This is a genomic window from Rhizobium sp. NFR03 (assembly GCF_900111275.1).
Classification (GTDB): Bacteria; Pseudomonadota; Alphaproteobacteria; order Rhizobiales; family Rhizobiaceae; genus Ferranicluibacter.
This window is the reverse complement of sequence record NZ_FOGR01000001.1, coordinates 79,468-95,507: the sequence shown is the minus strand read 5'-3', so window position 1 is coordinate 95,507 and position 16,040 is coordinate 79,468. Positions and strand designations below refer to the sequence as shown.

At 63.5% G+C, this 16,040-nt stretch carries 12 protein-coding genes; 4 read left to right on the top strand and 8 right to left on the bottom strand.

The window, feature by feature from the left end; translation table 11 throughout:
• Positions 1 to 133 precede the first annotated feature (133 nt).
• Both BSG19_RS00420 and BSG19_RS00415 read right to left on the bottom strand, forming a co-directional pair.
• Positions 134 to 1,147 carry a P1 family peptidase gene (locus BSG19_RS00420; RefSeq protein WP_092985425.1) on the bottom strand — a complete coding sequence of 338 codons (1,014 nt, stop codon included), beginning with the start codon at positions 1,145 to 1,147 and terminating at the stop codon, positions 134 to 136.
• A 16-nt stretch (positions 1,148 to 1,163) separates the two neighbouring features.
• Positions 1,164 to 2,255 carry an ABC transporter substrate-binding protein gene (locus BSG19_RS00415; RefSeq protein ID WP_092985423.1) on the bottom strand — a complete coding sequence of 364 codons (1,092 nt, stop codon included), beginning with the start codon at positions 2,253 to 2,255 and terminating at the stop codon, positions 1,164 to 1,166.
• Between the two features lie 344 nt (positions 2,256 to 2,599).
• Between BSG19_RS00415 and BSG19_RS00410 the strand changes: the two genes are divergently transcribed.
• From BSG19_RS00410 to BSG19_RS00400, 3 genes are read left to right on the top strand one after another with little or no spacing between them, the layout of a single operon-like run.
• On the top strand, positions 2,600 to 3,634 hold the full coding sequence (locus tag BSG19_RS00410) for an XdhC family protein (RefSeq protein ID WP_092983841.1): 1,035 nt from the start codon (positions 2,600 to 2,602) through the stop codon (positions 3,632 to 3,634).
• Entirely contained in the window at positions 3,631 to 5,280 is a 1,650-nt protein-coding gene (locus tag BSG19_RS00405) for an NTP transferase domain-containing protein (RefSeq protein WP_092983839.1), read from the top strand. Before BSG19_RS00410 ends, BSG19_RS00405 begins: the two co-directional genes overlap by 4 nt.
• A 3-nt stretch (positions 5,281 to 5,283) precedes the next feature.
• Positions 5,284 to 5,607 carry a TfoX/Sxy family protein gene (locus BSG19_RS00400; protein ID WP_092983837.1) on the top strand — a complete coding sequence of 108 codons (324 nt, stop codon included), beginning with the start codon at positions 5,284 to 5,286 and terminating at the stop codon, positions 5,605 to 5,607.
• A 63-nt stretch (positions 5,608 to 5,670) separates the two neighbouring features.
• Here BSG19_RS00400 and BSG19_RS00395 read toward each other — a convergent pair whose 3' ends face one another.
• The 5 genes from BSG19_RS00395 to BSG19_RS00375 all read right to left on the bottom strand — a co-directional run bounded on the left by BSG19_RS00395 (position 5,671) and on the right by BSG19_RS00375 (position 10,848).
• Positions 5,671 to 6,108, bottom strand: coding sequence for an NUDIX domain-containing protein (locus BSG19_RS00395; RefSeq protein ID WP_092985421.1), 438 nt, complete (start codon positions 6,106 to 6,108; stop codon positions 5,671 to 5,673).
• Between the two features lie 147 nt (positions 6,109 to 6,255).
• Positions 6,256 to 7,872 (bottom strand): DEAD/DEAH box helicase, encoded by a 1,617-nt coding sequence (locus BSG19_RS00390; protein ID WP_092983835.1) that lies wholly within the window; start codon positions 7,870 to 7,872, stop codon positions 6,256 to 6,258.
• A 200-nt stretch (positions 7,873 to 8,072) separates the two neighbouring features.
• Positions 8,073 to 9,401, bottom strand: coding sequence for a M23 family metallopeptidase (locus tag BSG19_RS00385; protein WP_244529044.1), 1,329 nt, complete (start codon positions 9,399 to 9,401; stop codon positions 8,073 to 8,075).
• Between the two features lie 92 nt (positions 9,402 to 9,493).
• A complete protein-coding gene (locus BSG19_RS00380) occupies positions 9,494 to 10,303 on the bottom strand; it encodes a ferritin-like domain-containing protein (protein WP_092985419.1) in 810 nt (269 codons plus the stop codon).
• 71 nt (positions 10,304 to 10,374) lie between these two features.
• On the bottom strand, positions 10,375 to 10,848 hold the full coding sequence (locus tag BSG19_RS00375) for a peroxiredoxin (protein WP_092983831.1): 474 nt from the start codon (positions 10,846 to 10,848) through the stop codon (positions 10,375 to 10,377).
• A 340-nt stretch (positions 10,849 to 11,188) separates the two neighbouring features.
• Here BSG19_RS00375 and BSG19_RS00370 point away from each other — a divergent pair, with 340 nt between their 5' ends.
• A complete protein-coding gene (locus BSG19_RS00370; RefSeq protein WP_092983829.1) occupies positions 11,189 to 14,653 on the top strand; it encodes a YhdP family protein in 3,465 nt (1,154 codons plus the stop codon).
• 91 nt (positions 14,654 to 14,744) lie between these two features.
• Here BSG19_RS00370 and tyrS read toward each other — a convergent pair whose 3' ends face one another.
• A complete protein-coding gene (gene tyrS, locus BSG19_RS00365; protein ID WP_092983827.1) occupies positions 14,745 to 15,998 on the bottom strand; it encodes a tyrosine--tRNA ligase in 1,254 nt (417 codons plus the stop codon).
• Positions 15,999 to 16,040 lie beyond the last annotated feature (42 nt).

Below are 16,040 nucleotides of genomic sequence, written 5' to 3'. Positions count from 1 at the left end.
TCTCCGGGACACGTTTCCGTCGCTTCGACGCAAGGAAAACGCCTGCATCATCTATCCTGAACCGATTCCAGTCCGAGTGCTGATGCAGTAGCACTGGTCGACAGGAGCGGCAATGTCGGCTGCTGGTTCGTTGTCAAGGCGCTTCGGACGCCAGATCGCTCCAGCACGGCTTGATGTCGCGATCGGCCGGCGTCGCATCATGCACGCCGCGCGCGATCGCCCGCGCCATCGTGGAAGCGGCAACCGCGCAGAGGGCAAGGAAATCCGCGGGGTTGAGGTTGCCGGGTCGCCGGCCGGTCGACACCGCAAAGACGAGATCGCCGTCGAGAGGCGTATGAGACGGCCAGAGCGCGCGGGAGAAACCGTCATGTGCGGCGACGGCGAGGCGCTTGGCTTCGGCCTTGGTCAGGGAGACATCGGTCGCGATGACGGCAATGGTCGTGTTGGCCATCGGCGTCACGGCGTCGAGTTTCGTGCGGATGGCCGTCGCATTGAGCGGCAGGGGCGTGGGCAGGCCCAGCCCGCCAAACTCGTCCTCCAGTTCGAAGGGGGCGGCCCAGAAGCAGGCGGTGTCGCCGATGGTCGCGGAGCCCAGCGGGTTGACGGCGGCGAGCGCTCCGACCGTGATGCCATTCGCAAGAACGGTCGACGCGGTGCCGAGGCCGCCCTTGACGGTTGCGGTATTTGCGCCGGTGCCGGCACCGACGCTTCCGGTCGCGACATCGCCAGCGGCGGCCATGGCGGCGGTGTAGCCGAGGTCGCGATAGGGCGCATAAGTGCCCCAGTTCTTGTCGCCGCCATTGTTGAGGTCGAACAGGATGGCGGCCGGGACGATCGGCACGATGGCCGGCCCGACTTTCAGCCCGCGACCCATGGCACGGAGGGCAGCCTGCACACCCGATGCGGCATCGAGGCCGAAGGCGGAGCCGCCGGCAAGGCATAGCGCATCCACCGTCTGCACGCTGTTATGCGGTTCCAGCAGGTCGGTTTCACGCGTGCCGGGCGAGCCGCCGATGATCGACACGGCGGCAACGGCCGGGGGATCGCAGAGGATGGCCGTCACACCGGATTTCAGGCGATCGTCCTGCGCGTGACCGACGGCGAGCCCCGGAACATCCGTCAGAGCATTGCGCGGTCCACGTTGCATCGTCATGTCGCAGCCCTCATTCGCCCGGAGGCGGCGCGTCCGCGAAACGGCCCTGGCGCCACTCCATCAGCCGGTAGGGATTATCCGCAAGCTCGTGGCCGGCATCGAAGCGGATGGCTCCGATAACGGTCGGGTAAGACGCCTTGAGCAAGGCGTCGGCCAGCGGGGTACTGTCCTTCAGCGCACGGTCCTTCGCCTGCTCCAGCAGCGTCATGGCTGCAAAGGCCGGCAGGGTATAGCCCTCCGGCTCTATGTTGGCGGCGCGCATTGCGCCCGCTGTCGCGGTGGCCTCCGGCAAGATTTCCGCTTCCGGCAGTGTGACCGCGAGGACTCCGTCTGCCAGTGGAACGGGTTGGTCGGCCGCATCCAGCGCCTCGCCGCCCAGAAGCGTGAGCGCCAGTTTTTCGCTGCGAGCGTCGCGCGCGATGATCGACGCGTCCGTCCGGTCGCCTCCGATGAGGACGCGCGTTGCGCCGCTGCGGCCGAGGCGGCGCACGAGGCTGACCTGCTGTTCCTGTGCCGGTCGATAGGTATCGGTAAAGACGGGCGTCAGACCTGTCTCGGCGAGCGCCGAGCGAACGCCTTCCACGAGATCGCGCCCATGAATCGTACCGTCATCGATCAAGGCGAGAGGTTCCCCTTTCCAGCGCTCGATGATGACGCTGGCGATCTTCTCGGTCTCCTTGCGAGCGTTCGGCACAAGTCGGTAGAACGGCCAGCCGTTCTTGCGTGCATCCTCCATGAGGATATCGGAGCGCACGCTGAGGCTGATCGCGGGAACGCCTGTGCCACCAAGCGTCGGCAGGATGGCGTCGAGACTTTCCGTGCAGAGAAAGCCGACCAGCGCCTCGGCGCCCGCCGCTGCCACGGCGGCCTTCAAGGCTTCGGCACCGTCAGCCTCGCAGGTCTCGGGGATCGCGATGACCTGGGAACCGCGCGCCTCCGCCTGAAACCGCGCTCCCTCCAGCACCTGCCGTCCGAGCAGGGCGAATGGCCCATCGACCGGCGCGACGACGCCGACTTTCAGCCCGGCAGCGACAGCACCGGAAGCGATGCCGGACGCGAGCGCGAAAGCAGGGATGAGAACGGATAACAGGAGGCGGGACATGGAACCTTCAAGGTTTCTGAGCAGAACAAGGGTGCGAGCGGCGTTGCCCACCGGATGTATCCGGGCTTGGGTACATGCCACAGGCTTCGATATGCCGTATGTTCGGCAATCCCGAGACGCGCGTCAAAGGAAAACGGCGGGTTGTCCTTGGGATGCCCATGTTTTCGCTCGGAGAACGCGGCAGAGCATCGCCACCTGCCGGTCGGAGCGATATGCCGTTGGGGCGAAGCCATCGCTGAGAATCCCCCGACCCCGCGGCTGAAAATTGTTGGCGCGCGCACTATATCGAGTGTCTTGCGGTAGCCGCCGGGCGGACCGCCGGTTCCACGATCAGAGACATTCCCATGACAAATGATGTCGACGCGCATGATCCACTCCTGCTCGCGCAGGCCTGGCACGAGCAGGGCCGGGCGGTTGCCCTCGCCACGGTGATCGAGACGTGGGGGTCCGCGCCAAGGCCCGTGGGCAGCCATCTCGTCATCGATGAAGACGGGAATTTCGATGGCTCGGTTTCCGGCGGGTGCGTGGAGGGGGCAGTGGTGGCAGAGGCGATGGACGTGATCGCTTCGGGCGAGGCGCGCGTCCTCGACTTCGGCGTGGCCGATGAGACGGCCTGGCAGGTCGGTCTCTCCTGCGGCGGTCAGATCCGGGTGCTCGTGCAGAAGGTCGATGCCGGGCTGGACCGGTCGTCCCTTCGCCGGCTCAATGATTTGCGCGCCAGTCGTCGCGCCGTAGCGTCCCGGACCGATATCGAGACAGGACAGACGATGGTTTTTGCCGAGGGCGAGAGTGCACCGGAGGATGTCTCGACGGCCTTCGTCTCGGGTGTTTCGCGGCTGGACGCCGACGGGGCCGGATTCATCAACGTCTATCGGCCGCCGCCGCGGCTGGTCGTCATCGGTGCGGTGCATATTGCACAGGCTCTGGTGCCCATGGCCGGGATCGCAGGCTTTACCACCCTCGTCATCGATCCCCGGACCGCCTTTGCCACGCCCGAACGGTTCGGCGGTGTCGATCTGGTCGCGGACTGGCCGGAAGACGTGCTGCCGGAAAGGCCGCTCGATGCCTACACGGCGCTCGCTGCCATCACGCATGATCCGAAGATCGACGATACCGCTCTCGAGGCTGCTCTGAGGGCCGGCTGTTTCTATGTGGGTGCGCTCGGCAGCCGGAAGACCCATGCGAGACGCGTCGAGCGTCTTCAAGCGCTGGGGTTGTCGCCGGAGGTCATCGCGCGCATTTCGGCGCCGATCGGCCTCTCCATCGGCGCAGCGACGCCTGCCGAAATCGCCGTATCCATTCTCGCCGATATCATCCAGTCCCTACGAACGCGGCCGGATTCGCAGAGCATTTCCGTGGTTGGGAAGGTCGGCGCATGAGGTTTGGCCCGGTGCCGCTCGGTGAGGCGGAAGAGACCATTCTCGCGCATGCCGTTATGCTTCCGGATCGAAGGCTTGCCAAGGGAACACGTCTCACCGCCCGTGATGTCGCTGACCTTGCTGACATCGGCATGGATGAGGTGGTCGTTGCCCGCCCCGGCCCCTACGATATGGGCGAAGACGAAGCTGCGGCGCTGATCGCAGCCGGCATTGTCATGGATCACATGACAGCCTCTCCAGCCTCGACCGGCCGCCTGAACCTTCACGCAGCGGCGGACGGTCTTTTCGTCGCCACACCCGAACGTGTGAACCGGGTCAACCGGATCGACCCTGCCATCACGCTCGCCTGTCTCGCCGATCATGCGACGGTGCGGGCCGGCGATATGATCGCGACGATCAAGATCATTCCGCTGGCTGTGGATCGGCGGCGCGCGGAAGTGGCCGCATCGATTCTGGCCGAGGCACCGGCCTTTGCGGTCAAGCCATTTACCGCGCATGATGTGACGCTCGTCTCCACCCTGTTGCCCTCGCTGAAGACACAGGTGATGGACAAGACGCGGCGCGTGCTGGAGGATCGTTTGCGTCGCTCTGGAAGCCGCCTGACAGGCGAAGTTCGCGTGGCACACCGGGAAGATGCGGTGGCCGAGGCGATCCGCGGAGCCGTTGCCGAACCGTGTGACCGCTTGCGTCTGGTGATCGTATTCGGTGCCTCTGCCGTGACGGATCAGGACGACGTCATTCCGGCTGCCATCCGTGCGGCGGGTGGTCGTGTCGATCACGTGGGCATGCCGGTCGATCCCGGCAATCTTCTCGTGCTTGGCAGTCTTGGCCATGTCAGGATCATCGGCGCACCGGGTTGCGCGCGCAGCCCGAAGGAAAACGGCTTCGATTGGGTGCTCGACCGGATTCTCGCTGGTGAGACGGTCGGAGCGCAGGAGGTTACGGGCATGGGTGTCGGCGGGCTTCTGGCGGAAATTCCGACGCGACCTCGTCCACGCGCCCGTAACGAACCCGATGGGAGCGGTGACACGAGGATGCCCCCGCCGACCGTGCGTGCCGTCATTCTTGCGGCCGGTCGGGCAAGCCGTATGGGCTCCGCGGGGCATCACAAATTGCTGGCGGAATTCGACGGCGTGCCGCTCGTGCGCCGGACGACCGAGGTGGCGCTTGCGGCGAGCCCTGAGCCGGTCACCGTGGTGACCGGTCATCGGGCGGACGACATCCGGGAGGCCTTGTCCGGACTTGATCTTGCGTTCGTGCACAATGACGATTTCGCTTCCGGCATGGCGTCTTCGCTGATTGCGGGGCTGGAGGGTATCGGACCTGAGACGGATGGAATGCTCGTGCTGCTGGCGGATATGCCGGGTGTGACGGCGAAGGATGTACGCCGCTTGATCGCGGCGTTCGAAGAGCAGGGTGGACAGGCGGTCGTGCGCGCCGTCCATGGTGGCAAGCGGGGCAATCCGGTGATCCTGCCGCGCGCGCTCTTTCCCGCCCTCCGCCGTCTGGAGGGGGATGTGGGCGCGCGGCATGTGGTCGAGACAGGGGGCTTGCCGGTTATCGATATCGACATCGGACCAGCTGCCCATCTCGATCTCGACACGCCGGAAGCCATTACGGCCGCCGGCGGTATACTGAAGGGATAGGAGATGGACACAGAGGCAATCGAGGACCTGTTTTCCGGACTGGGGCCGGTAACGATCAAGCGCATGTTCGGCGGCAAGGGCGTCTATCGCAACGGGCTGATCGTGGCAATCGACCTCAACAGCGAACTGATGCTGAAAGCGGATCGCGAGAGTGCGCCGCTTTTCGAGGCAGCCGGTGCCCGCCAGTGGAGTTACGAGGGAAAGGCGGGCAAGAGGCCGGTCTTCATGCCCTACTGGTCTATTCCCGATGCTGCACTCGACGATCCAGAGGAAATGACGCGCTGGGCGAAGCTTGCCTACGAGGCGGCGATGCGATCAGCCAAGTAGGCCGTTATCATCCTTGCGTCATTTTTGAAGAACGGATTTCAAGCGTTTGTATTTTAAGGAAATTCATTCCAAGATTGACGTGGCGGTTCTGATGGCTGCGATTGCGTCGGCAGCAAAGCGGGAGAGCGGCGCGGGCAGGGCCTCGAGATCGTACCATCCGATATCCGCCAGTTTGTCCGGCTCGGTCTCCTGCGGATCGCCGTGCGCATCACGCGTGACGTAGATCAGCGAGATCCAGTGCTGCCGGTCAGCCTCGAGGACATGCTCGCTGACGCAGAGAAAGTCGATGGCGTCGCCGATTGAGAGCCCGCTTTCCTCCACGCCCTCGCGCCGTGCGGTCGAACGGCTGCCCTCCATCATATCGACCTTGCCGCCGGTAATGGTCCAGTGACCGCGCTCGGGCGCCTTCAGCCGGCGGCAGAGGAGGATTTGGTTGTCGCGCAGGATCGCGAGGCCACAGCCGACGCCGGGGAAATCGACGCCGGGAGCGGCAGTCTTCACGTCTGTCACGGCGGAACCTCCATCGTCGGTCAGCAGGGTACCACACGCGAGCCACGTCTGCGAATAGCACTCCGGCTGTGCAGCATAACGCAAAAAGCGCAGCGGTTCCTGGAACACACTGCGCTTGAATGGTCTGGGAAAACCCGATCAGGCCTTGCCGGCAACCAGCATGAAAGCAGGAATTTCATCACCGAAACCAACCGGCGTCGGACCGTCATCATGGTCGCGGCGGTAGCGGTTGCGGCGGTCGCGGTTGTCGTCGTTGGCAGGCGACGCCGGGCGATGGTTCCGGGGGCCGGCGTTCTGCGGCTTCGGGTCTGCCTTGCGTTCTGCTCTCACGGGTTCAATCCTTGGCTGCACCGATTCGGTCTGGAGATAAGTATCGTCTGTCTTGATGTCAGGCTTGTGACCGACGGCCTTGCCGCCGTCCGCCTTCACCGCATCCGGCTTGTAGCTTTCCGGGCTGTAGCCGTCCGGCTTCGTGCCGTAGGGGCGGGGAGCGTCGGGGTTGTGATCCACGACGTGGCGCGGCGCGTGATCCCGCTCCCGCTCGCGTCCGCGACGCTTGCCGTCACGACCGCCCTTCTTTTCGGAGCGACCGTTGTCGGTGCTTTCCATCGGCGCCGGCAGGTCGTCAAGACCGCCATTGTGCCATTCGATTTTCTGATCGATCAGCTTTTCGATGGCGTCGGCAGCTTTCACATCGCGCCGGCTGACCAGCGTGAAGGCAGCGCCCGAGCGTCCTGCACGGCCCGTACGACCAATCCGGTGGACATAATCCTCGGCATGGATCGGAACGTCGAAGTTGAAGACGTGGCTCACATCCGGGATATCGAGGCCGCGGGCGGCCACATCGGAGGCAACCAGCAGCGTGATCGCATTGTCCTTGAAGCCTGCGAGCATTTTCGTGCGCGAGCTCTGGTCCATGTCGCCGTGCAGCGCACCGACGGAGAAACCGTGGCGGGTGAGCGAGCGGAAGAGTTCGGCAACATCGAGCTTGCGATTGCAGAAGATGATCGCGTTCTTCAGCTCGTCCTGCGAGCGGATGAGATCGCGCAGAATGGCGCGCTTTTCATAGTCCTTGCCGTGCGTGGCGACGAAGCGCTGCGTTACGGTCTTGGCGGTCGAGGAGGGCGGTGCGACCTCGATGCGCTCGGGATTCTGAAGGAAGCGGTCGGCCAGCTTCTGGATTTCCGGCGGCATGGTCGCCGAGAAGAACAGCGTCTGGCGCGTAAAGGGAATAAGCTTGGCGATGCGCTCGATGTCCGGGATGAAGCCCATGTCCAGCATGCGGTCGGCTTCGTCGATCACGAGGATTTCAACGCCGGTCATCAGCAGCTTGCCGCGCTCGCAGTGGTCGAGCAAACGACCCGGCGTGCAGATCAGCACGTCGGCACCGCGTTCCAGCTTGCGGTCCTGCTCGTCGAACGAGACGCCGCCGATGAGAAGCGCGATGTTGAGCTTGTGGTTCTTGCCGTACTTTTCAAAGTTCTCGGCAACCTGTGCAGCGAGTTCGCGTGTCGGCTCGAGGATCAGCGTGCGCGGCATGCGCGCCCGGGCCCGACCCTTTTCGAGAAGCGTCAGCATCGGCAGCACGAAGGAGGCCGTCTTGCCGGTCCCTGTCTGCGCGATCCCGAGGATATCGCGGCGCATCAGCGCCGGCGGAATGGCGTTCGCCTGGATCGGCGTCGGGATCGTGTAGCCCGCATCGGTGACGGCGGAGAGAACTTTTTGGCTCAGGCCAAGATCAGCAAACGTTGTCAAAGGGAAATCTGTTTCCGTTCCGGTTCTAACGAACTCTGGTGCCGCGGGCCGCGCTCTCGAGGTCCGTCGAGGGCGCTCATATGCCCAAGCGTGCGGAAAGTCAAGAAAACTGGCTCTTTGCGGTCACCAAGACGCTCCGAGGCGGCGAATCCGGCTCGAACACGCAGAATATGGGACGGAAATGCCGTATTTAAAGAGGTTCAGTTGATATAGCTGGTCAGCTTCATCCCCGCATTCAGGAAGCGCATCGGATCGACCGCATCCCCGTGTAGCCGGACCTCGTAATGGAGGTGGGGGCCGGTGGAGCGGCCGGTGCTGCCGGAGCGAGCTATGGCCTCACCGGCCTTCACGACGTCGCCGACATTGACGAGAATGGTGGAGAGATGTCCGTAGCGCGTGCTGACGCCGTTGCCGTGATCGATCTCGACCATATTGCCATAGCCGCCGTTGCGGCCGGCAACCACGACCTTGCCCGGCGCCGTCGAGCGGACGCTCGTGCCTGTGGCAACCCGGAAATCGATGCCGGCGTGCAGCGCGAGGCGGCCAAGGAAGGGATCCATCCGATTGCCGAACTGGCTGGTGATGTCGCTCTGCGGGGCCGGGTTGCTGAACGGCAGCTTGCGAACTTCGCCGCGCACCTGCTCCAGTCGCACGAGTGCGGTGTCGAGTTCGACCAGCTGGCGATCGAATACATCCGTGGTTTCCGGCTCGACATAGGGGCCGCCCACGGCCGTATTCGTGTCACCACTTTCGCTCGCCGTGCGCGCTTCGTCGGCATCCGCTGGATCGGGCGTGATGGAGAGACCCGTGCGGGCGACGATGGTTTCGATGGCATCGGTCGCGCTGATGGCACCGGACGTGAGCGTCGCGATCCGGTCTTTCTGGGAGCGCTCGATATCCTTCAGGGAATGCGTGACGCGCGAGAAGAGCCGGTCGGCACGATCGGTAATCGTGTCGCCGCCGCGCGCGTCGGTGCGGGTGAAAGGAGCGGCATAGGCGAGAGCCGGACCCTTGGGAGCCGTCTTCGCAGCCAGGCCCATCAGCCGCTCGATCGCCTGTATTCCGCCGGTGGCGTCTGCGTGTTTGTCGGTCTCGTCCTTATCCTTGCCGGGATCGGCAAGGCCGGATTCCTCGGCGCGCTCGATGAGGGAGCCGAGCTTGCCGTGGCGCGAGGTGAGGGCCTGCTGCTGCTGGAGAAGTTTTTCGACCTTTTCCTCCACCACCTGCTGGTCGAGCAGCTGCCGGCTGGTGACGCGATCGACCTGCGCCCGCAACGCCGATATGCGATCCTCGTAATCGTGCTGCATGCGCGCCTGACGCGCCATGGTGCCACCGATGAGATCGTCGCGCAGAACCAGGTACGATGTCGAGGCAAGGTATCCAACGGCGAACAGGGCGCCGAGCGAAACACCGACGGCCGTCATCCAAGGGCGTACCGTCATGTGATGAACTTTTTCACCACGCGCGAGGATCAGGATGGGCTGTTCCTTGCGCTTGCCGAATATCGGGCTTCCCGAACTCTGAGACACAATTCACTCCCGCCGCATGCCCTTATTCATGCAGCGGAGTAGAGCTTGTTAAGGTTAATATTTGCTTGATATCATCTAGGGAATGCGCTGTCTCAGATGTTCACGGAGGCTGTCATCGAGCGGTAGAAGGACGGCGTCAGACCGGCTTCCGCGCGTGCAACATCGTTGAACGGCGCCTTGAGAGGACCGCGAAAATTGGCACGGACGAGGTCCTGGAAGGCCCGGGCAGGATCCTTGCCTTCGCGGGCGCACAGGAATCGAAACCACTTCGCGCCCACGGCGACATGCCCTTTCTCGTCTTCGTAGATGATGTCGAGGACGGCGGCACTGGCGTCGTCGCCTGATTGCCGCATCTTCTCCTGCAAAGCGGGGGTTACGTCGAGGCCTCGGGCTTCGAGGATCAGCGGAACGACGGCGAGGCGGGCGGTCAGGTCGTTGCGGGTGTCGTGCGCCGCCTGCCAAAGCCCGTCATGCGCCGGAAGGTCGCCGTAATCAGCGCCAAGATCGCGCAGGCGGTTTCGCACCAGCCGGAAATGCTTCGCCTCCTCGAAGGCGACGCGCATCCAGCCATCGAAGAACGAGTTCGGCACACGCTCGGTCGCAAACCGCGCGACGATGTCGAGGGCGAGATCGACGGCATTCAGTTCGATATGGGCAATGGCGTGAAGAAGGGCGATGCGTCCGCGCAGGGTTGTCAGCGCGCGACGTGGGACACGCTGTGGCGGTATCAGTTCGGGCTTTTCCGGGCGTCCGGGGCGGACGGGCACCGCTGTATCCAGCGGCGAGCGCAGGGACAGGCGGCGCTCGCTCCAGCGACGCGCAGCCTCCTGTGCAAGATCCGTCTTGAGGTCGAGATCGGCCGTGCGAATGGCAAGCGCCGCGCCGTCGCGCAGCGATCGCATCGCAAGCGAACCGTTCGTTCCATTGCCCGGGGAGGCGGTCTCAAGAGCGCCATCCGGCATCGCCTCGTCGCTCACGCGGCTGCGGCCTGAACAGCGGCAAGAACCTCTTCAACATGCCCGGGAACCTTCACCTTTTCCCACACCCGGGTGACGATGCCGTCCGGTCCGATGAGAACGGTGGTGCGCTCCACGCCCATGTACTTCTTGCCGTACATGCTTTTCTCGGTCCAGACGCCATAGGCTTCCAGCGTCGTTTTCTCCTCATCCGCCGCAAGGATCACAGCGAGATCATGCTTGGCGACGAACTTGTCGTGCTTTTTCGCCGAATCGGGCGACATGCCGATGACGACCGCGTTGGCGGCCTCGAACGCCTTGATATTCGCAGTAAAAGCGATCGATTCGGCCGTGCAGCCGGTGGTGTCGTCCTTCGGATAGAAAAAGAGCACGACCTGACGTCCTGCTTGCTCGGCAAGCGAGACCGTTCCGCCACCATCGCGCGGCAGATGAAAGTCCGGTGCTTTTGTGCCTGTGGCGATGACGGTCATGGTGGCTCCTGTTTCTCTGCGGTCTGTCAGCGAATTATAACGGAATACATCGTTTCGACCATTTGTCGCCTCACTTATATGGTGCAAGGCAGCACGCCGTCATCCCCATAGGGGGAACGGCCGATCATGGACGGCAATTTGACGGCTCGTCTCCTTCATCATGATCACCGGCGCACATGGTTTTCGTGGCGCAAGCACGTAACTCCGGTTGCTGCATCGTCTGCCGGAAGGCAAGATGTTTGGGGCGATCCACTGATTTGTAAAATTAGGTTTACGCTTCGAGCCACGGGATTTTGCCGACACATGCATTTTTCGACCTTCGCAGAGGCCGACACGGCTCATGAGTGAGATCCGGGGTGAGAAGACCGTCTTCCGCAAGGAGGACATCGTCGCGTTGCATTCGCTGCCCTCGGCTCAGGCGCACGATCCCTGTATCCTGCACGCAACCACACGCCGGCGCTGGCCGCGGCGTTGTGTTCAGGGTGTGCTCGGGCTCGTCTCCATCGTCATCCTGCTTGCAGCCGGTCTCGTCGTCGCCGTTGAAGCCGGCGGGATCGATCGCGTATTGAACACGCGTGCCCAAGCGGCCCTGAACAATGCGCTCGGCGAGCCCTATCACGTCGATGTGGGAAGCACGGTGGTGCGCCTGACCGGTGACGGCGCGCTGGCTCTCAAGGCGCAGGATGTGTCGCTGAAGCGCAGCTCCTCGGACGAGCAATTGCTGACGACTGAATCGGTCTTTATCGAGCTTGATCCGCTTTCGCTGCTTTCCGGCAAGATTTCCGTATCCCGTATCGAGGCGGAGGGTGCGCGTCTCGCCCCGGCCATCCTGCCGCAAGGCAAGCCCCTCGACCTGACCCGCATTCGCATTGCCGACGTCGGCAGCGCAATGGAAGCGGTCTTTGCGCAGATGGACACGATATCGAGCCTGATCGCCCGCAGCGGCACGCAGGTCGTGCGTATTGCCGATGTGATGCTGCCGCTTTCCGGGCCGCGCAATCGCGTCGTCAAACTCGACATTCATTCTCTCGACTTCGCCCGCGCAGAGAACGGGTCCATGACCATCCGCGGCGATGCCGCGATCGACGGGACATCGACAGCGCTGCAACTGACCGCCGATAGCGACAAAGGGCGCATCATCCGCCTTGGCGGTGCCGTGACCGGTCTGCCCACCTCGGCCCTTCTCTACCGCGCTGAGACTGCCACCGAGCCGCCGTTCGGTCTCGATACCAAGGCCTCGATCAATCTGTCTGCTGTGCGGGCAGGCGAGGGCATTGCGCCCGAACTGACTATGTCCGGCGCTCTCGCCGAGGGCGTCTTCGTCGCGAGCGGCCTGCAGTCCGATCTCATGCCGTCCGACGTCAATCTGGCTTATGATTTCGATCGCGGCAGCATAGAGGTGCAGACGTCGACCGTTCGGCTCGGCAAGTCGGTGTTCCCGTTCAGCGGCGCCGTCCGCGATATCGATTCGAACAGCGCTGCATCCATGGCACCGGCTGCGACCCTCTCTACGGCGCCGCCACCTTCCGACCCAATGTCGCTGACGCTGCCTAAGGGCTTCAGTATCGATGTCTTGGTAAAAGGCGGGACCTCCGCGCCGATCGACGTCAACGAGCCGCCGCTGATCTTCGACGCGAAGATCTCGGGCGACTTCCAGTCCGAGCGGCATGCCTTGCTGTTTCGCGAATTGTCCGTCTCCAGCAACCTCGGCACCTTCGCCGGTTCCCTTTCGATCGCGTTTTCGGATACGTCGCCGCAGATCAATTTCGCGGGCCTGACGACGGAGATGCAGACGGCCGGTATCAAGCAGCTCTGGCCGTGGTGGGTGGCCAAAAAGGCCCGCAGCTGGGTCATCTCCAATATCTTCGGCGGCACCGTCAACAACGGCAAGGTCGAACTGGCGATCGAGGAAGGCCGGCTCGCCCAGACGGCAGGCCCGGTGGAGCTGGGTGCGGGCGAACTGAAGATCGATTTCGATATCGGCGGCGCGCGCGTGAACATTGCCGGCGATATCCCGCCGCTGCGTGACGCGACGGGGCATTTCACGCTGGAGGGCGAGCGCGCGCAGGTGGATATCAACAGCGGCACGGCGTACTTCCCGTCCGGGCGGACGGTCACGCTGAATGGTGGCAACCTCATTCTTCCGAACACCTATGGCAAACCTCTCATGGCGGAACTGAAGCTGCAGGTGAGCGGCGAGGCGGATGCGATTGCCGAACTCGTGAGCTATCGGCCGCTGGAAGCCCTGCAGAAGACACCGTTCAAGGCGGAGGACTTCTCCGGCCCCATGACGGCCAATGTCGGAGCCCGCTTTGGGCTCGTTCGCGATCAGCACCCTCCACCACCGGAGTGGCAGGCGGAAATGCAGCTGAACGGCGTTTCGCTGAAGACGCCGATGGCCGGGCGCGAGATCTCCAACATCGATGGAACGCTGCGTATCGACCCCCAGCACGCCATTCTCGACGCAAAGGCAGCTGTGGATGGCGTGACGATGAAGCTCGACGCAGTGGAGCCGATCGGGGCGAACAGCCCTGTGAAGCGCATCCGCACCGTCTCCGGAACCTTGCCCGACGGTGCACTCTCCAAGTTCGCGCCGGGGCTGAGCGGCATCGTCGATGGACCCGTGGGGCTCGACGTGGACCTCCAGGATGGCGATCGGCAGGTGGTCAAGGTCGATCTGGAAGCTGCGACACTGTCCCTGCCGTGGATCGGCTGGAGCAAGGGGCGCGGCGTGCCCGCAACATCGAGCCTATCCGCCGTGACGAAGGACGGGGTGACCTCGATCAGCGACTTCAAGATCTCCGGCGAAGGCTTCGGGGCAGGCGGCTCGATCTCCATCGACAAGTCCGGACTGGCATCGGCGGATCTCACCTCCGTGCGCCTTGCGGCTGGCGACAACTATGCCGTCTCCGTGAAGCGGCAGAAGAGCGGTTATGGTGTCACGGTGAACGGTACCTCCGCCGATATCCGCTCGGTCATCGACAGCCTGAAGTCGCCGGGCGTCAAGGGTGACGTCTCCCAGGCGGCGGCCAAACGCGTGTCGATCGACGCTTCGCTGGAAAGCGTGCAGGGTTTCCACTCGGAAACGCTCTCCAACGTCGATCTTTCCTACACCGCTCGCGGAAAAGCGATCGAAGGGCTCAAGCTGAAGGCAGTGACATCTACCGGACAGGCCGTGGTTGGCGATCTCGTGGCGTCCGGCGCCGACAATATCGTCCAGCTGACAAGTGGCGACGCAGGTGCACTTGCCCGGTTCGCCGATATCTATGCCAATATGCGTGGGGGCCTGTTGAACCTGAAGCTCCGCGACCGCGGCGGCAATTCCTGGCGCGGAACGCTCGATATCCGCAAGTTCGCGCTCGTTAACGAGCAGCGGTTGCAATCCATGGTCTCTTCACCGTCCACCTCCGACGGGCGCAGCCTGAACCAGGCGGTGAAGAAGGACATAGACATGAGTTCGGTGAAGTTCGAGCGTGGTTTTGCTAACCTCGCGCTTGATGGCGGACAAATCGCCCTCGACAACGGCGTCGTGCGCGGGAACGATGTCGGCGCGACCTTTCAGGGCGTGGTGCGCGATCCCAACGGCAAGATCGACATGACCGGCACCTTCATGCCGGCCTACGGCCTCAACCGCCTCTTCAGCGAACTGCCGCTCATCGGCACTCTGCTCGGAAACGGCCGCGACCGGGGACTCCTCGGCATCACCTTCAAGCTGACGGGATCCTTCACCAAACCGAACCTCACAATCAACCCGTTATCGATCATCGCGCCGGGCGTGTTCCGGAATATCTTTGAGTTCAATTGACGAATTTATAGGAAGCGGATGAACGCAGAAGGCGTCGGCAACCATGCTGCCGATGCCCTTGCGTGCGTTTTGATGGGCGTTCCCGCTCGTGTTAAGACGGACGAACGAGAATGTGCTTCTTCTTCCCGAGGGAGAGCTTGATCACGCCGTCGGATGTCAGTTCGCTCGAACCGATGGCTTTTCGCTCGTCGGAGATCGCAACGTCGTTGATGCGGACGGCGCCGCCCTGGACGTGGCGGCGGGCTTCGCCGTTGGAAGCGGCGAGGCCGGAGCGGACGATCAGGGTTAGAAGACCGAGGCCGGCGTCGAGTTCGGCTGCGGGGATCGCGATCGACGGGAGATCTTCGGCAAGCGCGCCTTCCTCGAAGGTCTTGCGCGCGGTTTCCGCGGCGGCCTCTGCGGCGGCGCGGCCGTGCAGGATCGCGGTCACTTCCGTTGCCAGCATCTTTTTTGCCTCATTGATCTCGGCGCCGCCGAGAGCCGTCAGCTTTGTGATCTCGTCCATGGGCAGCGTGGTGAAGAGCTTGAGGAAGCGGCCGACATCGGCGTCCTCCGTGTTGCGCCAGTATTGCCAGAAATCGTAGACCGGCAGCAGTTCGGCGTTCAGCCAGATCGCGCCGGAGGCGGACTTGCCCATTTTCGCGCCGGACGAGGTCGTTAGCAGGGGCGACGTCAGGGCGTAGAGCTGCGGTGTCCCCATGCGATGGCCGAGGTCGATGCCGTTGACGATGTTGCCCCACTGGTCCGAGCCTCCCATCTGGAGGCGGCAGTCGTAGCGCTTGGCCAGTTCCACGAAGTCGTAGGCCTGCAGAATCATGTAGTTGAATTCGAGGAAGGACAGCGACTGCTCGCGATCAAGCCGCGTCTTGACGCTGTCGAAAGACAGCATGCGGTTGACCGAGAAGTGCCGGCCAACATCGCGCAGGAATTCGAGGTAATTCAGCGGGCGGAGCCATTCAGCATTGTTGACCATCAGGGCCGCGTTTCCCGGCCTGTCATAGTCGAGGTAATTTGCAAAGCAGCGCTTGATCGAGGCGATGTTCTCCTCGATCGTTTCGACCGTCATCAGCTTGCGGGCCTCTTCCTTGAACGAAGGGTCGCCGACCATGCCGGTGCCGCCGCCCATCAGAGACAGGGGCCGGTGGCCGGTTTCCTGCAGCCAATGCAACATCATGATCTGCGTGAGGTGGCCCACATGCAGGCTCGAGGCGGTCGGATCATAGCCGATATAGGCCGTCACGACCTCCTTCTGAAATAGCGCGTCCAGCCCGCTCTCGTCGGAGAGTTGGTGGAGGAAGCCGCGCTCATCGAGCGTGCGAAGGAAATCGGACTTGAACCTGGACATGGACCTGAACTCTTCAATCTGGCTGAAGCCGGGCCTTTAGCA